At 48.1% G+C, this 16,883-nt stretch carries 11 protein-coding genes, 9 tRNA genes and 3 rRNA genes; 1 reads left to right on the top strand and 22 read right to left on the bottom strand.

The features are described from left to right. The first annotated feature begins 174 nt into the window (after window positions 1–174). Window positions 175–567, top strand: coding sequence for a TIGR04086 family membrane protein (locus tag QF041_RS27365; protein ID WP_105407174.1), 393 nt, complete (start codon window positions 175–177; stop codon window positions 565–567). Window positions 568–692: 125 nt separating this feature from the next. Here the strand turns inward: QF041_RS27365 and yajC are convergent, their stop codons facing one another. The 22 genes from yajC to QF041_RS27255 form a co-directional block, all read right to left on the bottom strand. Beyond that, a complete protein-coding gene (gene yajC / locus QF041_RS27360) occupies window positions 693–1,004 on the bottom strand; it encodes a preprotein translocase subunit YajC (protein WP_036616875.1) in 312 nt (103 codons plus the stop codon). Between the two features lie 67 nt (window positions 1,005–1,071). Further along, window positions 1,072–2,208: a tRNA guanosine(34) transglycosylase Tgt gene (tgt, locus tag QF041_RS27355; protein ID WP_036616872.1), complete on the bottom strand. Its 1,137-nt coding sequence runs from the start codon at window positions 2,206–2,208 to the stop codon at window positions 1,072–1,074. Window positions 2,209–2,251: 43 nt separating this feature from the next. Further along, a complete protein-coding gene (queA, locus tag QF041_RS27350) occupies window positions 2,252–3,280 on the bottom strand; it encodes a tRNA preQ1(34) S-adenosylmethionine ribosyltransferase-isomerase QueA (RefSeq protein ID WP_091027605.1) in 1,029 nt (342 codons plus the stop codon). A gap of 6 nt (window positions 3,281–3,286) precedes the next feature. Continuing rightward, window positions 3,287–5,392 (bottom strand): SpoIID/LytB domain-containing protein, encoded by a 2,106-nt coding sequence (locus tag QF041_RS27345; RefSeq protein ID WP_373461367.1) that lies wholly within the window; start codon window positions 5,390–5,392, stop codon window positions 3,287–3,289. Window positions 5,393–5,479: 87 nt separating this feature from the next. Continuing rightward, complete coding sequence (gene ruvB, locus QF041_RS27340; RefSeq protein ID WP_036616868.1) at window positions 5,480–6,490, bottom strand: Holliday junction branch migration DNA helicase RuvB; 1,011 nt, start codon at window positions 6,488–6,490, stop codon at window positions 5,480–5,482. Window positions 6,491–6,545: 55 nt separating this feature from the next. Next, window positions 6,546–7,160 (bottom strand): Holliday junction branch migration protein RuvA, encoded by a 615-nt coding sequence (gene ruvA / locus QF041_RS27335; RefSeq protein WP_307416350.1) that lies wholly within the window; start codon window positions 7,158–7,160, stop codon window positions 6,546–6,548. Then, window positions 7,157–7,660, bottom strand: a complete 504-nt coding sequence (gene ruvC, locus QF041_RS27330; RefSeq protein WP_017686765.1) for a crossover junction endodeoxyribonuclease RuvC — start codon at window positions 7,658–7,660, stop codon at window positions 7,157–7,159. The genes ruvA and ruvC overlap by 4 nt, the downstream gene beginning before the upstream one ends. Before the next feature lie 308 nt (window positions 7,661–7,968). Next, window positions 7,969–8,661 carry a BofC C-terminal domain-containing protein gene (locus tag QF041_RS27325; RefSeq protein ID WP_307416349.1) on the bottom strand — a complete coding sequence of 231 codons (693 nt, stop codon included), beginning with the start codon at window positions 8,659–8,661 and terminating at the stop codon, window positions 7,969–7,971. A gap of 202 nt (window positions 8,662–8,863) precedes the next feature. Further along, window positions 8,864–8,937, bottom strand: a tRNA-Pro gene (locus QF041_RS27320). A gap of 7 nt (window positions 8,938–8,944) precedes the next feature. Further along, a tRNA-Leu gene (locus QF041_RS27315) sits at window positions 8,945–9,023 on the bottom strand. A gap of 16 nt (window positions 9,024–9,039) precedes the next feature. Continuing rightward, a tRNA-Arg gene (locus QF041_RS27310) sits at window positions 9,040–9,116 on the bottom strand. Window positions 9,117–9,122: 6 nt separating this feature from the next. Further along, window positions 9,123–9,197 (bottom strand) — tRNA-Gly (locus QF041_RS27305). A 23-nt stretch (window positions 9,198–9,220) separates the two neighbouring features. Further along, window positions 9,221–9,298, bottom strand: a tRNA-Asp gene (locus tag QF041_RS27300). Window positions 9,299–9,325: 27 nt separating this feature from the next. After that, window positions 9,326–9,399 (bottom strand) — tRNA-Met (locus QF041_RS27295). An 18-nt stretch (window positions 9,400–9,417) separates the two neighbouring features. Beyond that, window positions 9,418–9,493: transfer RNA gene (locus QF041_RS27290), tRNA-Val, on the bottom strand. Between the two features lie 7 nt (window positions 9,494–9,500). Continuing rightward, a tRNA-Glu gene (locus QF041_RS27285) sits at window positions 9,501–9,572 on the bottom strand. 4 nt (window positions 9,573–9,576) lie between these two features. Next, window positions 9,577–9,652 (bottom strand) — tRNA-Asn (locus QF041_RS27280). An 83-nt stretch (window positions 9,653–9,735) separates the two neighbouring features. Further along, window positions 9,736–9,852: ribosomal RNA gene (gene rrf / locus QF041_RS27275) — 5S ribosomal RNA — on the bottom strand. A gap of 82 nt (window positions 9,853–9,934) precedes the next feature. Continuing rightward, window positions 9,935–12,862: ribosomal RNA gene (locus QF041_RS27270) — 23S ribosomal RNA — on the bottom strand. A gap of 242 nt (window positions 12,863–13,104) precedes the next feature. Continuing rightward, window positions 13,105–14,657, bottom strand: a 16S ribosomal RNA gene (locus QF041_RS27265). The 16S, 23S and 5S rRNA genes sit together here with 9 tRNA genes alongside, the layout of an rRNA operon. Window positions 14,658–15,204: 547 nt before the next feature. Further along, a complete protein-coding gene (locus QF041_RS27260; RefSeq protein WP_307416348.1) occupies window positions 15,205–15,459 on the bottom strand; it encodes a hypothetical protein in 255 nt (84 codons plus the stop codon). Next, window positions 15,437–16,837: a LysM peptidoglycan-binding domain-containing protein gene (locus tag QF041_RS27255; protein WP_307416347.1), complete on the bottom strand. Its 1,401-nt coding sequence runs from the start codon at window positions 16,835–16,837 to the stop codon at window positions 15,437–15,439. Before QF041_RS27255 ends, QF041_RS27260 begins: the two co-directional genes overlap by 23 nt. Window positions 16,838–16,883 lie beyond the last annotated feature (46 nt).

The following is a 16,883-nucleotide window of genomic DNA, read 5'->3' as shown; positions in this document are numbered from 1 at the left end:
CCTCCTTCGAAACTGAGTTTTTAACAGTTTGCTGGGTAGTGCAATCCCTATTTTGACCTGATCCTTACATGCTCATGCAGAAATAATCCGTTCATTTAATGGAAAACAGTTCATAAGTCCGAAGGCTTGACCATACACTGTATTAACTTATAACTTGTACAAGGGGGTTGCTTCATGCAATTGATCCGCCGCTTGGTTTCGTTTCGAGTGTCCAATCCGATTCTGTCAGGCCTCTGTCAGGCTTTTGTATGGATGTTTATCGGGGCATTAATTCTCTCCTTGTTTCTCTGGATGAGCGGAATGCGGGAACAGGACCTCTCGTTGTATACCTACGTTGTTCATGGCTTGTCATTATTGGTTGGTGGTTTTGTGGCAGGCAAACGATCTGGTGAAAAAGGATGGTACTACGGGGGAATTACCGGAATTGTATATGGACTCCTTGTACTGTTGATCGGATTTCTCGCGCTGGATGCTTCGTTTAATTGGAAAGATAGTTTACAACTGCTTAGCGCGTTCTTCATTTCAGCTCTCGGTGGCATTTTCGGTGTTAATACGCATCGCTCCTAGCTGACTGGTAAAGAACATCGACCTTCCCTTATAAATCAAAAAAGAGAACCGGGTCTCCAAGGAGATTCGGTTCTCTACTAGGGAATACGCCACAAACGCACCCTCGTTATTCTATGTTACAGTAACTATTCAACAGCCGTATCACGAGCTACAGCCGTGCTGATTGCATTACGGTCAAATGTAAGCTTAGTTACATCGTTTACACGCAATACAACCACATCGTCCGTAATCTCAGCGATCGTACCGTGAAGGCCACCAATCGTTACAATTTTATCGCCTTTTTTCAATTGGCTCAGCATGGAATTCCGTTGCTTTTGCTTTTTGTTCTGTGGACGAATCATTAAGAAGTAGAAAATCGCAACCATAAGTACTAAAGGTACAATCAAAGATACGATCCCACCGCCTTGCGCTCCTGCTAAAGGCATTCCTTGAAACATTCAAACTCCCCCTTATCGACTATACATACAGATATTGCTTGTTACGCCGGTTTCCTCAAAAACTCAATCAGAAACCTTTGTCATTGTCATGAAGACCATATTGATCGAAAAATTCATCCCGGAAATCAAGCAAACGATCTTCCATAATGGCTTTACGTACATTACGCATCAAATTCTGCAAGAAATGAAGATTATGGATCGTTGTCAAACGCAGGCCAAATGTTTCATCTGCTTTGATCAAATGACGCAGATAAGCTCTGGAATAGTTGCGACAAGTGTAGCAATCACATTCAGGATCTAATGGTCCAAAATCAGTTGCAAACTTGGCATTGCGAACTACCAGACGTCCTTGACTGGTCATTGTTGTTCCGTTACGGGCAATCCGAGTTGGCAGAACACAGTCGAACATGTCCACTCCACGAATTGATCCCTCAATCAACGCATCGGGCGAACCTACCCCCATCAAATAACGTGGTTTATTGGACGGCAACAAAGGTAACGTATAATCCAATACACCATACATCAAATGTTTCGGTTCTCCAACACTCAGTCCACCAATAGCATACCCCGGGAAATCCATGGAAGTCAAATCTGCGGCGCTCTGACGGCGAAGATCTTCATGCATGCCTCCCTGTACGATGGCAAACAGGCCTTGATCATGCGGACGAGCGTGACTTTCGAGACAACGTTCTGCCCAGCGGCTCGTTCTTTCGAGTGATTTTTTTACATATTCATATTCAGCCGGATACGGTGGGCATTCATCAAACGCCATCATAATATCGGAGCCAAGTGCATTCTGGATTTCCATCGCCACTTCAGGAGAAAGGAACTTCTTGTCTCCATTCAGATGAGAACGGAAGTTAACGCCTTCTTCCGTTATTTTGCGCATCTCGCTGAGAGAAAACACTTGGAATCCGCCGCTGTCCGTCAGGATTGGACGATCCCAGTTCATGAATTTGTGCAATCCGCCAGCTTCACGGATGATTTCATGTCCTGGTCTCAGAAACAGGTGATAGGTATTACTCAAAATAATCTGAGCATCCATTTCTTTCAACTCTTCAGGGCTCATTGTTTTGACAGTCGCCTGTGTACCTACAGGCATAAAGGTTGGTGTCTCAATAATACCGTGAGGTGTATGTACACGTCCCAGACGTGCACCAGATTGTTTGCAAGTTTTGATATGTTCATACGTAATTGCTGCCATTGGTTTTAATCATCCTCTAAAAGTTAATCGTTATACCGTTATACTAATATATCAACATGGCATCGCCGAAGCTGAAGAACCGGTATTTCTCTTGGATGGCTTCCTCATATGCCTGCATAATATGTTCCCTGCCTGCTAGTGCACTGACCAACATAACCAACGTGGATTTCGGGAGATGAAAATTTGTAAGCATCCCATCGATCACTTTGAAGGAATAGCCCGGATAGATGAAAATGCTGGTCCATCCGCTGCTTGCTTGCAGTATTCCATTTTCAAATTTGCTACCTACCGTTTCCAAAGTCCGGCAGCTCGTAGTCCCAACCGCAAAAACACGGTGTCCATTTTCTTTGGTCTGGTTAATCAGATCTGCCGTTTCTTGTGACAAGGAGTAATACTCCTCATGCATAACATGATCTTCAACAACGTCCACCGACATCGGTCTGAATGTTCCCAGTCCTACGTGAAGCGTAATGAAGGCGACATTAACGCCCTTGGCACGAATCTGGTCCAGCAACTCATCTGTAAAATGTAATCCTGCTGTAGGTGCAGCCGCCGATCCTTCATGCTTGGCATACACGGTCTGATACCGTTCGCGGTCATCCAATGTCTCCTTAATATAAGGTGGCAACGGCATCTCACCAAGACGGTCCAGAATCTCCTGAAAGATTCCATCATACGTAAACGTAAGTGTTCGTGCCCCCATCTCGCCCTCTTCTTCAATGATTGCCTTCAGTTCCTCACCGAATACGATGACTGAACCGGCTTTCAGCTTTTTACCCGGCTTAACCAGTGCTTCCCACTTGTCGCCTTCCACATTTTTGAGCAATAACACTTCCGCTTTTGCTCCGGTATCTTCTTTTGTACCGAACAGACGGGCTGGTAGAACACGTGTATCATTCAGAATCAATGTATCACCGGGATTCAGAAAATCGATAATATCAGGAAACGTTTGATGATTAATCTCACCACTATCTTTGTTCAAGGTGAGCAAACGGGATGCCGTGCGATCAAGCAACGGCGTCTGTGCTATCAATTGCTCTGGTAATTCAAAATCATATAAGTTCACATTCATTTAGTTTCATTCCTTAACAATAGTCGCATTTTGATAATAGTGTTTCAATATTGCCTGGTAATCATACCCTTCATCTGCCATACCTTTGGCTCCCCATTGGGACAAGCCCAATCCGTGGCCATTGCCCTGACCGATGAACATGAAGGTCTGACCCTGCGTTACCGCTCTCGCTTGACCATCACCACTCATAACCACAAGTGCATTACCGGATGATGTTCCTGCGCCAGAAGAAGACAATACAGAGGCACCATTTGAGCCGGTTTTACTGGCTGTTTTGCCGTCAGCGCCTAATACAGTATAACTTCCGGTCCCTGCAATATCAAATAAAGTGCTCGGTAATCCACCGAGTGCAGAGCGGTATGTATCGGCAAATTTCACCGTCATAGCCTGTCCGTTGGCAGTGACTTCAAGTGCTCTTCCGGAAGGTCCACGCTTGGTCACTTCCAAGGTTGAGATTGAAGCAGGAACAGACGCTGTTGTTTTACCCTGAAGGGATTTAACCAACTGGGCAGACGTGAAAGGTCCTCTCACCCAAGCATAATCGTTGGATTGAGCCACTTTTGCCAACACAACAGCTTCGTTGCCTGGATTCATTTTAGCTACAGGTTCAACGGTGGATTGAATTAACGGAATGGGACGCACATTGGTATTCTGAGCCGTTACCGTCACTTTTGCCAGTCCCGCATTGGTCTTGGTCGTTAATTCTTTGATGTTATCCTCACGAATGTACCCGCTAACGCCTGAACTCAGCAGCACATGGTACCACGTATGTAATCCTGCCTGGGCTGATGTATCCCCTGAGCTAACCACATTGGTAAACACACCTGCTCCGCCGTTCCATACCTCAGAAGGATGAGCCGTCTGTCCGCCTGCATTGGAGGAGAACACAGCTTCGATGATTTTCCCACCGCTCTTGACCACTTCTCCAGCAGTTGCATCTACTGCGCTGGTTACTTTATCGTTCTCCGAACCAATCCCATTATAGGCTTGGCTGAGAGTTGTATCCACGACATTGGCAATTTTGAAACGATCACCTTGTTGAAGCGCGTAGGATCGAGCAGCTACGGCTTGAACTTTCAGAGCCTCAGCAGGCCAGGAGGAATACACCTCTGCCCCTACGACAGAGTACAGGTATTGCTCCAGTGGAACGACGTTGACCAACGCCAGATCACCACTTACGATGCTGATTTCCATATCTCCACGATACGTTCGCTGGGAACGTTCCACTACTTTGATGCCATTGTCATTCCCTTGTACCAATGCTTTGGATTCAGTACCTGCAATGGTATAATGCGGAGCTGTTTTGAGTGCATCCGTACTTAATCCTGCATCCTGGCGGATGATGAGCCCTGCACTATTGTTGACAGGTGAAAGGCTTACCCCTGGAGCTTTGGCTTCCACACTGTTCTTCAATGCGGTTAAATCCGCATCCGTTGAAGCTTCACCCACCCATACCGCGTATGCTTGGCTTCCCCCACTCAGTTGAAGGACTGGATAGACACTACTAACTCCTGTTGATAAAAGATTGGCTTGGGCTGCCTCTGCTTCCTGAATCGAACCATAGGTTCCAGCAGACAGGCGTTTACTTCCCGTTACAGCTGGCTTTTGACCAGCCAATTGAGCTGCCGCTACCTTTTGTACTCGTGTAACAGCTTGTCCAGCCAGTGCCTCCGTTGCATAGTTGCCTGAGTAGAGCTGGTAAATGGCATTTCCATTCACAGACGTTGTGAACAGCAACGGTTTATCCGCGGTTGCCTGCAACAGTTTTGCTGCTGCAGACGCTGCTTTGAAATCCGCTGTTTCCAACACTTTCACTCGGAATCCATCTGCACTGAAACGGACTTGCCCTGCCGGAAGGCTTACATTTGCGCCGCTCTCCGATTGGATGCTCCATTGTCCGGTCGATTCAAGCGTAATGAGTGGTGTAGTTGATTTATACGTACTGCCCAGATTTGCAAACATGGCTACCCGGATCGTCTGTCCACCATTTGCTGCTGCATACGCAGGCACTTGCAAACAACCCACTGTCAAAAGAGCTGCCGCCAGTACCTTCAATCGACGACTCCACTTCTTCGTTCGTATTGGTTTTCCCACAATCAGACTCCTCTCCATGCATTTCTTTCATTTTATATCGGGTTAACACGTGATTATTTCAAGGTTTATGGTGAACGTTCAAATGAGCATGTTCAACAGATTCGATTATTTCCCATCTCTTGGTGGAACAGGAAGACCCAAATGATGATAGGCGAGATCTGTTACGATCCTGCCCCTTGGTGTACGCTGAATCATACCAATCTGAAGCAGATACGGTTCATAGACATCCTCGATCGTCTGACTTTCTTCACCGATTGTAGCAGCAATTGTATCCAATCCTACGGGACCTCCCCGGAAGCTGTTGATCATCGATTTGAGCATCTTATGGTCAATGTCATCCAGGCCACGCGGATCAATCTGGAGACGTTGCAGCGCTTCTTCCGCCAGTGTCTGCGTTATAATCCCATCACCACGCACCTGTGCAAAGTCGCGTACTCGTTTTAACAAACGGTTAGCGATCCTCGGTGTCCCACGTGAGCGCAATGCAATCTCTTGCGCAGCATCTCCCACAATTTCCACACCCAAAATTTCGGTAGAGCGTGAGACGATATAAGCCAGCTCATCAACCGTATAGAATTCCAATCGACTGATAACACCAAATCGATCTCGAAGTGGAGCAGACAGCAAGCCAGCACGCGTTGTAGCCCCAATCAGAGTGAATGGCGGCAGATCCAACCGAACGGAACGTGCACTTGGACCTTTACCAATCATAATATCCAATGCCGAATCTTCCATAGCGGGGTACATGACTTCTTCAACTGTACGATGCAAACGATGAATCTCATCAATAAACAGGACATCGCCTTCCTGCAGATTGGTTAACAATGCTGCAAGATCACCCGGGCGTTCAATAGCCGGGCCTGACGTAGTTCGTAAATTAACACCCAATTCGTTGGCAATAATGTTGGCAAGTGTCGTTTTACCCAGTCCAGGTGGGCCATATAACAAAACGTGATCCAATGCCTCATTACGAAATTTGGCAGCTTCAATATATATCTTTAAATTTTCCTTCACCTGATTCTGCCCGATATATTCATTCAGATACCGGGGACGAAGACTCAACTCAACATTTTGGTCCTCCATCATCAGGTTCGCGGAAATAATCCGATCATCCATGTTCATCCCTACCTTTTTTTGCAGGCTACAGCTATATTATAATATGCAATTTGTATTATCCCGTAAACAGCATTTGCAGCGCCTTTTTCATCAACACATCAACGGAATCTGCTGTAGTAACATCCTTTTTCAATTTGAGCCATACTTTATCAAGCTCACTGTCAGTATACCCAAGTGCCTTGAGACCTTCACGTGCCTCATCCCAGGCTGAACCACTTCCCGACTCTTCCGATGGAGGAGCGAACAACCCTGTTGCATACGCTGCCGCGCCAAAACTATCCAGCTTATCCTTGAGATCCAGAATCATGCGTTGTGCAGTCTTCTTGCCGATGCCTGGCAATTTGGTCAAGAACGTAAGATTCTCCTGGTAAATCGCCGTAACCACATGTTCTGGTGTACCTCCAGCGAGTATGCCCAGTGCTACTTTTGGACCAATACCGGATACTTCAATCAGTTTACGGAACAAACGCTGCTCATCCCGTGTCACAAATCCAAACAGTAACATCGCATCCTCACGCACATGATGGTAAGTGTACACGGTAATTTCGCCTTCTTGCTTCGCAAAGGCAAATGGATTTGGACAGAATACGCGATACCCTACACCATGAACATCCAGCACAATATAATCATTCTCTACATGAATGAACTGTCCTCTTAGAAAATCAATCATTTTCGCAATACCTCATTCAACTTGGAATTTAATGTATAAGAGTGTGCGTGGCACACGGCTACAGCCAATGCATCCGCTACGTCATCCGGCTTAGGAACGACCTGAAGACGCAAGAACATTTTGACCATCTCCTGTACTTGCTTCTTCTCTGCTTTACCGTACCCCACAACAGCCTGCTTGATCTGCATTGGCGTATACTCTGCAATAGGCAAACCCTTCTGTGCGGCAGCGAGTACCATAACGCCTCTCGCCTGACTGACAGACATCGCTGTTGTAACGTTCCGATTGAAAAAAAGTTTCTCTAGCGCTACTGCGTCCGGTTTGTATTTATCAATCAATTGCACCATACCTTCATATACATGAAGCAACCGTTCCTCTTCAGGGGTATGAGCTTCCGTCTGAATACATCCATATTGTACGGGTACCACCTTACTGCCGATTTTATCCACAAAACCAAAACCAACAATCGCAATCCCCGGGTCAATTCCCAAAAAACGCAAAACCATCTCTCCCTCACAAAAGCGAACATATGTATCGTTCATATCATTATAACAAAAGATAGACCCTGCGGCAGGAAAAACTTTGTCTAACTGATTACTCGTCTTTATTCGCGGATTTTTTACATGTTTATTCGTATTTTCAAATATTTTAGTATAAACGACAAAAAGGACATCTCTTCGATGTCCTTCATCACATTCCACGTATTTTAGATTCTATCGCTTGGTTAAGTAAACCACCCATGTTATTGCTATTGCCATCATCGTTTCAGTACGTAACAATCTTAATACTGTAGGTGAGGGTGTTTGGATTACCCGCCATTGCGGATTAAATGATGATCTTCATCCACGGCATAGTCACTGAACGTAGAGATTACGCTATCATACTCATCCTTGTCTTGAATCCGAATACCCTGCTGCAATTGCTCCAGCACCCCTTCAGGCAAAGAACTCTCCAATGTCCCAACATCCAATTGAAAGAACGTACGAATAACCTTCTCTTCTGCAGGCTTGCCCTCGTACAAATTAAGGTTCCCTACAGCATCTATGCTGATATAAGCCTGTTGTTTACAAAGCGGTGAAAGGTCATCTACACGTTGCTTCAGATGCAACTCATCTGATGTTCCAACGGTAGCATCCCATTCCGGATGTTGAGCCAGCAGCATTTTCAACTGCGTTCTAGCCATCTTGCCTAACTGCTCTGTCTCCACTCCGCAGATGTACTGTGTCTCCAAAACCACACTCGTTAAATGATCCCGATCAGAATCAAGTTGCTCTACTAACGCCTGAATCTCCTGTTCAGATCTTGTTTCCTTCGTAACAGGGCCCATCACACTGGTTGCCTCACTAAAATTAGTTGTCAGCAAACGCTCAATCGCCGATGAGATGGTCAATCCGCTGTAAGCCAATATCGTAACTGCAAGCAAAGCCGCCGTCATCCATACTGTTCGTTTCCACCGTCGCCAGCGTCTCTTGAATTGTTTTCTGAAGTTAAACGTGTTCACATGAACCCCTTCTATCACTTTTTAAACCTATTGTGACCTAAAGAACGAGGCTTTATGCACACTAACTTGTTCTCTGAAGAAGGAACCCACATGTGTTAGGTTAGAGAATTTGTCATAGTGAATACCGGAACCTGCATTTATAGAATCTTATATAGATAAATATAAAAAAACACTATCTAATTATAGATAGTGTTTTTAGAGATCGGGATGACACGATTTGAACATGCGACCCCCTGGTCCCAAACCAGGTGCTCTACCAAGCTGAGCTACATCCCGTTATATATACCGGCGAGAGGACTCGAACCTCCACGGTTTCCCACTCGATTTTGAGTCGAGCGCGTCTGCCATTCCGCCACGCCGGCAAATTTGAAGTTATAATGGCGCGCCCTGAGAGATTCGAACTCCCGGCCTTTTGATTCGTAGTCAAACGCTCTATCCAGCTGAGCTAAGGGCGCAAATATTGGAGCGGAAGACGGGAATCGAACCCGCGACCCTCGCCTTGGCAAGGCGATGCTCTACCGCTGAGCCACTTCCGCACACGGTATTATTAATATAAAAATGGCGGAACCGACGGGATTCGAACCCGCGATCTCCTGCGTGACAGGCAGGCATGTTAGGCCAACTACACCACGGTTCCAGATCACTTTCTCAAAGGAAAGTATAATTGCGGGGGCAGGATTTGAACCTGCGGCCTTCGGGTTATGAGCCCGACGAGCTACCGGGCTGCTCCACCCCGCGTCGTTATAAAAGTTTATATGGTGGAGGCTGAGGGGATCGAACCCCCGACCCTCTGCTTGTAAGGCAGATGCTCTCCCAGCTGAGCTAAGCCTCCATCTATATGACCCGTAGGGGATTCGAACCCCTGTTACCTCCGTGAAAGGGAGGTGTCTTAACCCCTTGACCAACGGGCCTTACTGGCTCCCCGAACAGGGCTCGAACCTGTGACAACTCGATTAACAGTCGAGTGCTCTACCAACTGAGCTATCAGGGAATATATGCATTTGCAGTGCAAATGCAATTCATCGTACAACATCAACATGCAGAGCCTGTTTTCTATGTATGATGAAAGAGTTCGCTTGGCGGCGTCCTACTCTCCCAGGACCCTGCGGTCCAAGTACCATCGGCGCTAGAGGGCTTAACGGTCGTGTTCGGGATGGGTACGTGTGGAACCCCTCCGCCATCGCCACCAAACGCATAGCTTAGCTTACATTTCAGAGTGGTTGTTCTCTGAAAACTAGATTCGAAACGAAACACGCGAATTACAACTTGCTAATTGGATAAGCCCTCGACCGATTAGTACTGGTCAGCTCCATGCATTGCTGCACTTCCACCCCCAGCCTATCTACCTCGTCGTCTTCAAGGGGTCTTACATACTGGGAAATCTCATCTTGAGGGGGGCTTCACGCTTAGATGCTTTCAGCGTTTATCCCGTCCGTACATAGCTACCCAGCGGTGCTCCTGGCGGAACAACTGGTACACCAGCGGTACGTCCATCCCGGTCCTCTCGTACTAAGGACAGCTCCTCTCAAATTTCCTACGCCCACGACAGATAGGGACCGAACTGTCTCACGACGTTCTGAACCCAGCTCGCGTACCGCTTTAATGGGCGAACAGCCCAACCCTTGGGACCTACTTCAGCCCCAGGATGCGATGAGCCGACATCGAGGTGCCAAACCTCCCCGTCGATGTGGACTCTTGGGGGAGATAAGCCTGTTATCCCCAGGGTAGCTTTTATCCGTTGAGCGATGGCCCTTCCATGCGGTACCACCGGATCACTAAGCCCGACTTTCGTCCCTGCTCGACTTGTAGGTCTCGCAGTCAAGCTCCCTTATGCCTTTGCACTCTTCGAATGATTTCCAACCATTCTGAGGGAACCTTTGGGCGCCTCCGTTACTCTTTAGGAGGCGACCGCCCCAGTCAAACTGCCCACCTGACACTGTCCCCGCACCGGATTACGGTACCAGGTTAGAACCTAGATACGATCAGGGTGGTATCCCAACGTTGCCTCCACGCAAGCTGGCGCTCACGTTTCAAAGGCTCCCACCTATCCTGTACAGATCGTACCCAAATTCAATATCAAGCTGCAGTAAAGCTCCATGGGGTCTTTCCGTCTTGTCGCGGGTAACCTGCATCTTCACAGGTATTAAAATTTCACCGGATCTCTCGTTGAGACAGCGCCCAAGTCGTTACGCCATTCGTGCGGGTCAGAATTTACCTGACAAGGAATTTCGCTACCTTAGGACCGTTATAGTTACGGCCGCCGTTTACTGGGGCTTCGGTTCACAGCTTCGGGATTACTCCCTAACCACTCCCCTTAACCTTCCAGCACCGGGCAGGCGTCAGCCCGTATACTTCGCCTTACGGCTTCGCACAGACCTGTGTTTTTGCTAAACAGTCGCTTGGGCCTTTTCACTGCGGCCCCCTCGTGCTATTCACACTACCGGGGCACCCCTTCTCCCGAAGTTACGGGGTCATTTTGCCGAGTTCCTTAACGAGAGTTCTTCCGCGCGCCTTAGAATACTCTTCTCGCCTACCTGTGTCGGTTTGCGGTACGGGCACCATCACCTGGCTAGAGGCTTTTCTTGGCAGTGTGAGATCATGACCTTCGCTACTATAATTTTCGCTCCCCATCACAGCTCAGCCTTACAATGTGCGGATTTGCCTACACATCAGCCTTACTGCTTAGACGGACATCCATCAGTCCGCGTCACTACCCTACTGCGTCCCCCCATTGCTCATAACGGCTTACGGTGGTACAGGAATTTCGACCTGTTGTCCTTCGACTACGCCTTTCGGCCTCGCCTTAGGTCCCGACTTACCCTGAGCGGACGAGCCTTCCTCAGGAACCCTTAGGCTTTCGGCGGATCAGATTCTCACTGATCTTTTCGTTACTCATACCGGCATTCTCACTTGTATAATGTCCAGCGCTCCTTACGGTACACCTTCAACCCTTATACAACGCTCCCCTACCCCTGATGCAAAGCATCAAGCCATAGCTTCGGTGGTGTGTTTAGCCCCGTTACATTTTCGGCGCAGAGTCACTCGACCAGTGAGCTATTACGCACTCTTTCAATGGTGGCTGCTTCTAAGCCAACATCCTGGTTGTCTGTGCAACTCCACATCCTTTCCCACTTAACACACACTTGGGGACCTTAGCTGATGGTCTGGGCTGTTTCCCTTTTGACAATGGATCTTAGCACTCACTGTCTGACTCCCGGAAGTAAGTCTATGGCATTCGGAGTTTGACTGAGCTTGGTAACCCTTGCGGGCCCCGCACCCAATCAGTGCTCTACCTCCACGACTCTGTTTTCCGAGGCTAGCCCTAAAGCTATTTCGGGGAGAACCAGCTATCTCCGAGTTCGATTGGAATTTCTCCGCTACCCCCACCTCATCCCCGCATTTTTCAACATGCGTGGGTTCGGGCCTCCAGTGCGTGTTACCGCACCTTCACCCTGGACAGGGGTAGATCACCCGGTTTCGGGTCTACGTCCACGTACTATGTCGCCCTATTCAGACTCGCTTTCGCTGCGGCTCCGGCTCTTCACCTTAACCTTGCACGGGAACGTAACTCGCCGGTTCATTCTACAAAAGGCACGCCATCACCCCTAAAACGGGCTCTGACTTTTTGTAAGCACACGGTTTCAGGTTCTATTTCACTCCCCTTCCGGGGTGCTTTTCACCTTTCCCTCACGGTACTGCTTCACTATCGGTCGCTAGGAAGTATTTAGCCTTGGCAGATGGTCCTGCCGGATTCATACGGGGTTTCACGTGCCCCGCACTACTCGGGATTCGTCTCGGAGGGAACCAACTTTCAACTACAGGGCTTTTACCTTCTTTGGCGGGCCTTTCCAGACCTCTTCGCTTAACCGGTTCCTTTGTAACTCCATGTGAGACGTCCCACAACCCCAAAGAGCAAGCTCTCTGGTTTGGGCTTCTCCGCGTTCGCTCGCCGCTACTGACGGAATCACTATTGTTTTCTCTTCCTCAGGGTACTTAGATGTTTCAGTTCCCCTGGTATGCCTCACACTAACCTATGTATTCAGTTAGGTGTAACTGGAAATTACCCCAGCTGGGTTTCCCCATTCGGACACCCCCGGATCAAAGCTTGCTTACAGCTCCCCGAGGCAGTTTCGTTGTTCGCCACGTCCTTCATCGGCTCCTAGCGCCTAGGCATCCTCCGTGTGCTCTTAGTAGCTTAACCAATTGCTCAATATGAGCAATAGCAATCTACCGTTTTTATTGAAACTTGTTTGCACAAGTTCAGCTAAAAAGGAATGTTCTAATTCGCGTTTGTTTCGTTTCGATATCTAGTTTTCAAAGAACAAGCTCCATGCAAAAGCAAGCTGTTTGAGAGTTTGAGCTCTCAAAACCGAACAACGAGTGAGTGTTTTGCAGCTAAGCTGCATATTTGAATGTTTCCACTCGGGAAACGATTCTCCATAGAAAGGAGGTGATCCAGCCGCACCTTCCGATACGGCTACCTTGTTACGACTTCACCCCAATCATCTATCCCACCTTCGGCGGCTGGCTCCTTGCGGTTACCCCACCGACTTCGGGTGTTATAAACTCTCGTGGTGTGACGGGCGGTGTGTACAAGACCCGGGAACGTATTCACCGCGGCATGCTGATCCGCGATTACTAGCAATTCCGACTTCATGCAGGCGAGTTGCAGCCTGCAATCCGAACTGAGACCGGCTTTGTTGGGATTGGCTCCATCTCGCGATTTCGCAGCCCGTTGTACCGGCCATTGTAGTACGTGTGTAGCCCAGGTCATAAGGGGCATGATGATTTGACGTCATCCCCACCTTCCTCCGGTTTGTCACCGGCAGTCTATCTAGAGTGCCCACCCGAAGTGCTGGCAACTAAATATAAGGGTTGCGCTCGTTGCGGGACTTAACCCAACATCTCACGACACGAGCTGACGACAACCATGCACCACCTGTCTCCTCTGTCCCGAAGGAAAGATACATCTCTGTACCGGTCAGAGGGATGTCAAGACCTGGTAAGGTTCTTCGCGTTGCTTCGAATTAAACCACATACTCCACTGCTTGTGCGGGTCCCCGTCAATTCCTTTGAGTTTCAGTCTTGCGACCGTACTCCCCAGGCGGAGTGCTTAATGTGTTAACTTCGGCACCAAGGGTATCGAAACCCCTAACACCTAGCACTCATCGTTTACGGCGTGGACTACCAGGGTATCTAATCCTGTTTGCTCCCCACGCTTTCGCGCCTCAGCGTCAGTTACAGCCCAGAGAGTCGCCTTCGCCACTGGTGTTCCTCCACATATCTACGCATTTCACCGCTACACGTGGAATTCCACTCTCCTCTTCTGCACTCAAGTCACCCAGTTTCCAGTGCGATCCGGGGTTGAGCCCCGGGATTAAACACCAGACTTAAATGACCGCCTGCGCGCGCTTTACGCCCAATAATTCCGGACAACGCTTGCCCCCTACGTATTACCGCGGCTGCTGGCACGTAGTTAGCCGGGGCTTTCTTCTCAGGTACCGTCACCTTGAGAGCAGTTACTCTCCCAAGCGTTCTTCCCTGGCAACAGAGCTTTACGATCCGAAAACCTTCATCACTCACGCGGCATTGCTCCGTCAGGCTTTCGCCCATTGCGGAAGATTCCCTACTGCTGCCTCCCGTAGGAGTCTGGGCCGTGTCTCAGTCCCAGTGTGGCCGATCACCCTCTCAGGTCGGCTACGCATCGTCGCCTTGGTGAGCCGTTACCTCACCAACTAGCTAATGCGCCGCAGGCCCATCCCCAAGTGACAGATTGCTCCGTCTTTCCAGTTCTCTTCAGGCGAAGAAAACAATTATTCGGTATTAGCTACCGTTTCCGGTAGTTGTCCCAAACTTGAGGGCAGGTTGCCTACGTGTTACTCACCCGTCCGCCGCTAACTATCAGAGAAGCAAGCTTCTCATCAAGTCCGCTCGACTTGCATGTATTAGGCATGCCGCCAGCGTTCGTCCTGAGCTAGGATCAAACTCTCCAATAAAGTATTGAAAAGAGCGATAAGCTCATTTTGAATCTGACGAGATTAAAAATCTCATTTGTGCTCCAGTCGATTCAAGCCAAGGCTTGTTTCAAACTTTCGCGTTCATTCTGCAAGCAGAATGTTTACTCACTCGTTGTTCAGTTTTCAAAGATCAAACTTATTTCATTATCTCTTGTGTTTCCCATGTCAGCCGTGTGTTTCAGCGGCGACTTAAATAATATATCATACGGCTGAATGTAATGCAACAGTTTTTTTCATTTCTTTTCTTTAGTAGTTTTGCATTAGCTAAAGCTACCATATCCGTTCCCTATCTTGTCCTATCATAATAGGTTACGCTCATAGGGTACAAATATTTTAACACATTTATGAAAGGGTTTACAACAGCATCTCAATAAAATACTCTTTATCATTTCCAGAACAACTATATCTCCGTAATGCAAAACTCAATGTTTATTAAGGAAAGTGGAAAGCCTCTCTCCATTACAGAGCAGACTTCCCACTAAATAAAACAAGCACCTGACTTTTTCATCAATCGCAATCCGCTAGGTTAGTTTTGTATCCATGGATTACGACGTTTTTTATTATCGGATTTCCGTTGGTTGGAAGTAGCTGCACCCTCTCTGGATGTTTTCCCAGACACGGATACCTTGGATTTATTCTTCAGAGGAGCCTTGGTTGTTCTGCGTTTTGCAGCTGCCGGCTTATTTCCTGCTTGCTTGGACTTCCCTTCCGAATCTGATCCAACCTCTTCAATTGCTACCTGACTTAAGTTAGCGTCTTCACGCCCCCCTTTTTTTACCACCCTTCCCTTGCCCTTGAGGAGGATACATTTCACCAAATGCTCCAAGCGGGGACGGGGGAACCATGTTCTGAGTAGGGTATGGGTTCTGATAAGCATACTCAATTGGCTGGTTCGGCATCGTTGATGTGGACATTTCAGGCAGCATACCGTACGAAGGACCGTACATATTCCAAGCCGGATCCTGATAACCATGAGAAGGATAAGTATACTGAGGCATATGTGTATGTGAGCCACATCCGCATGGAGGGTACGGAAGCATTGAGTATGGAGATATGAAAGGCGGCTGATGATTCATATGACTAGGTGCTGCATACGTTGGGAATGGACTATTCACTTCGCCAGCTGGCGCAATCGGAAATGAGTTGTTTTGCATTTCTGCGGACAGATTCGGCATAACGTTATTGTGGTTATAACCCTGCTCCGCGCCAGTCCACGGACTGTTAGGCAGATCACTGCCACTATAAGGACTAACTTCCGGAATCCCTGGAAACGACGCATTGTTACTCGCTCCAGCCGTGTACATGTCTTGCTGCGCACCATACACCTCTTGTACAGGAACCGGGATTTGAACATAAGGGTGCTCGGCTGGCGCATGATGCAACTTATTACCACAACCACAAGGCTTTTTCGTTGCTGGTGCAACCTCAGTTGGAGACTTTGTATTAGGCATTACAGGCAAAGGCATAATTTCAGGCGAAAGATTAGGCATTGTGTATTTCTTGGATTCTGCTACCGGTTTTACATAAATTTCGGGTTTAACCTCTTCTTTTTTGTGCGTTTCCTTTTCGGGTTTCACTTCAGGAAGCTCTGGTAACTGCGGCAATACCTCCAGTTCAGGCTTCACATTCGGCTTCTCCGTATTGGCTGGTGGTGGAGCAGGCACCGGGACCGGAACAGGAACCTCTGCTACCGGAGCAGGGGGAGTTGGCGTAACTGGAGCCGGTGGTTCCGGTTCTTTGACTCCCGTGTATTCCTTACCTTCAGGTGACAACTTTTCATGAGCAGCAATGTTGCCGGCACCCGAATTAGATGTGCTGTTTCCTTGTGCGTGCATAGATGGAATATAAACTGTCTCCCCCACCAGCAGAGCGTTCGGATTTTTCAACTGTGGATTGGCATTGACCATATCTTTTAAAGGAACTCCCCAGGCTTGTGCCAACTTCCATAACGAATCTCCTTGCTGCACCTTGTGACTGTGGAGCACCCCCTCCGGTTTCGGTGTTACTGGCTCGGCAGGGATTTTGACCTTCATGCCAATATCCAACTTGTCGGGATTTGTGATTTGCGGATTAGCCGCGATCAATTTGTCCAGCGCTACATTGTATTTTTGGGACAGCAGATATAATGTGTCGCCTTTTTTCACCATGTGTATTTTCACAGGGAACTAACCTCCTAGACGTCATACTTGGGCAGTACATTCGCCC

It is taken from the genome of Paenibacillus sp. W2I17, assembly GCF_030815985.1.
Taxonomy (GTDB): domain Bacteria; phylum Bacillota; class Bacilli; order Paenibacillales; family Paenibacillaceae; genus Paenibacillus.
The sequence above is the reverse complement of the archived record's forward strand: the minus strand, read 5'-3'. Positions and strand labels throughout refer to the sequence as shown.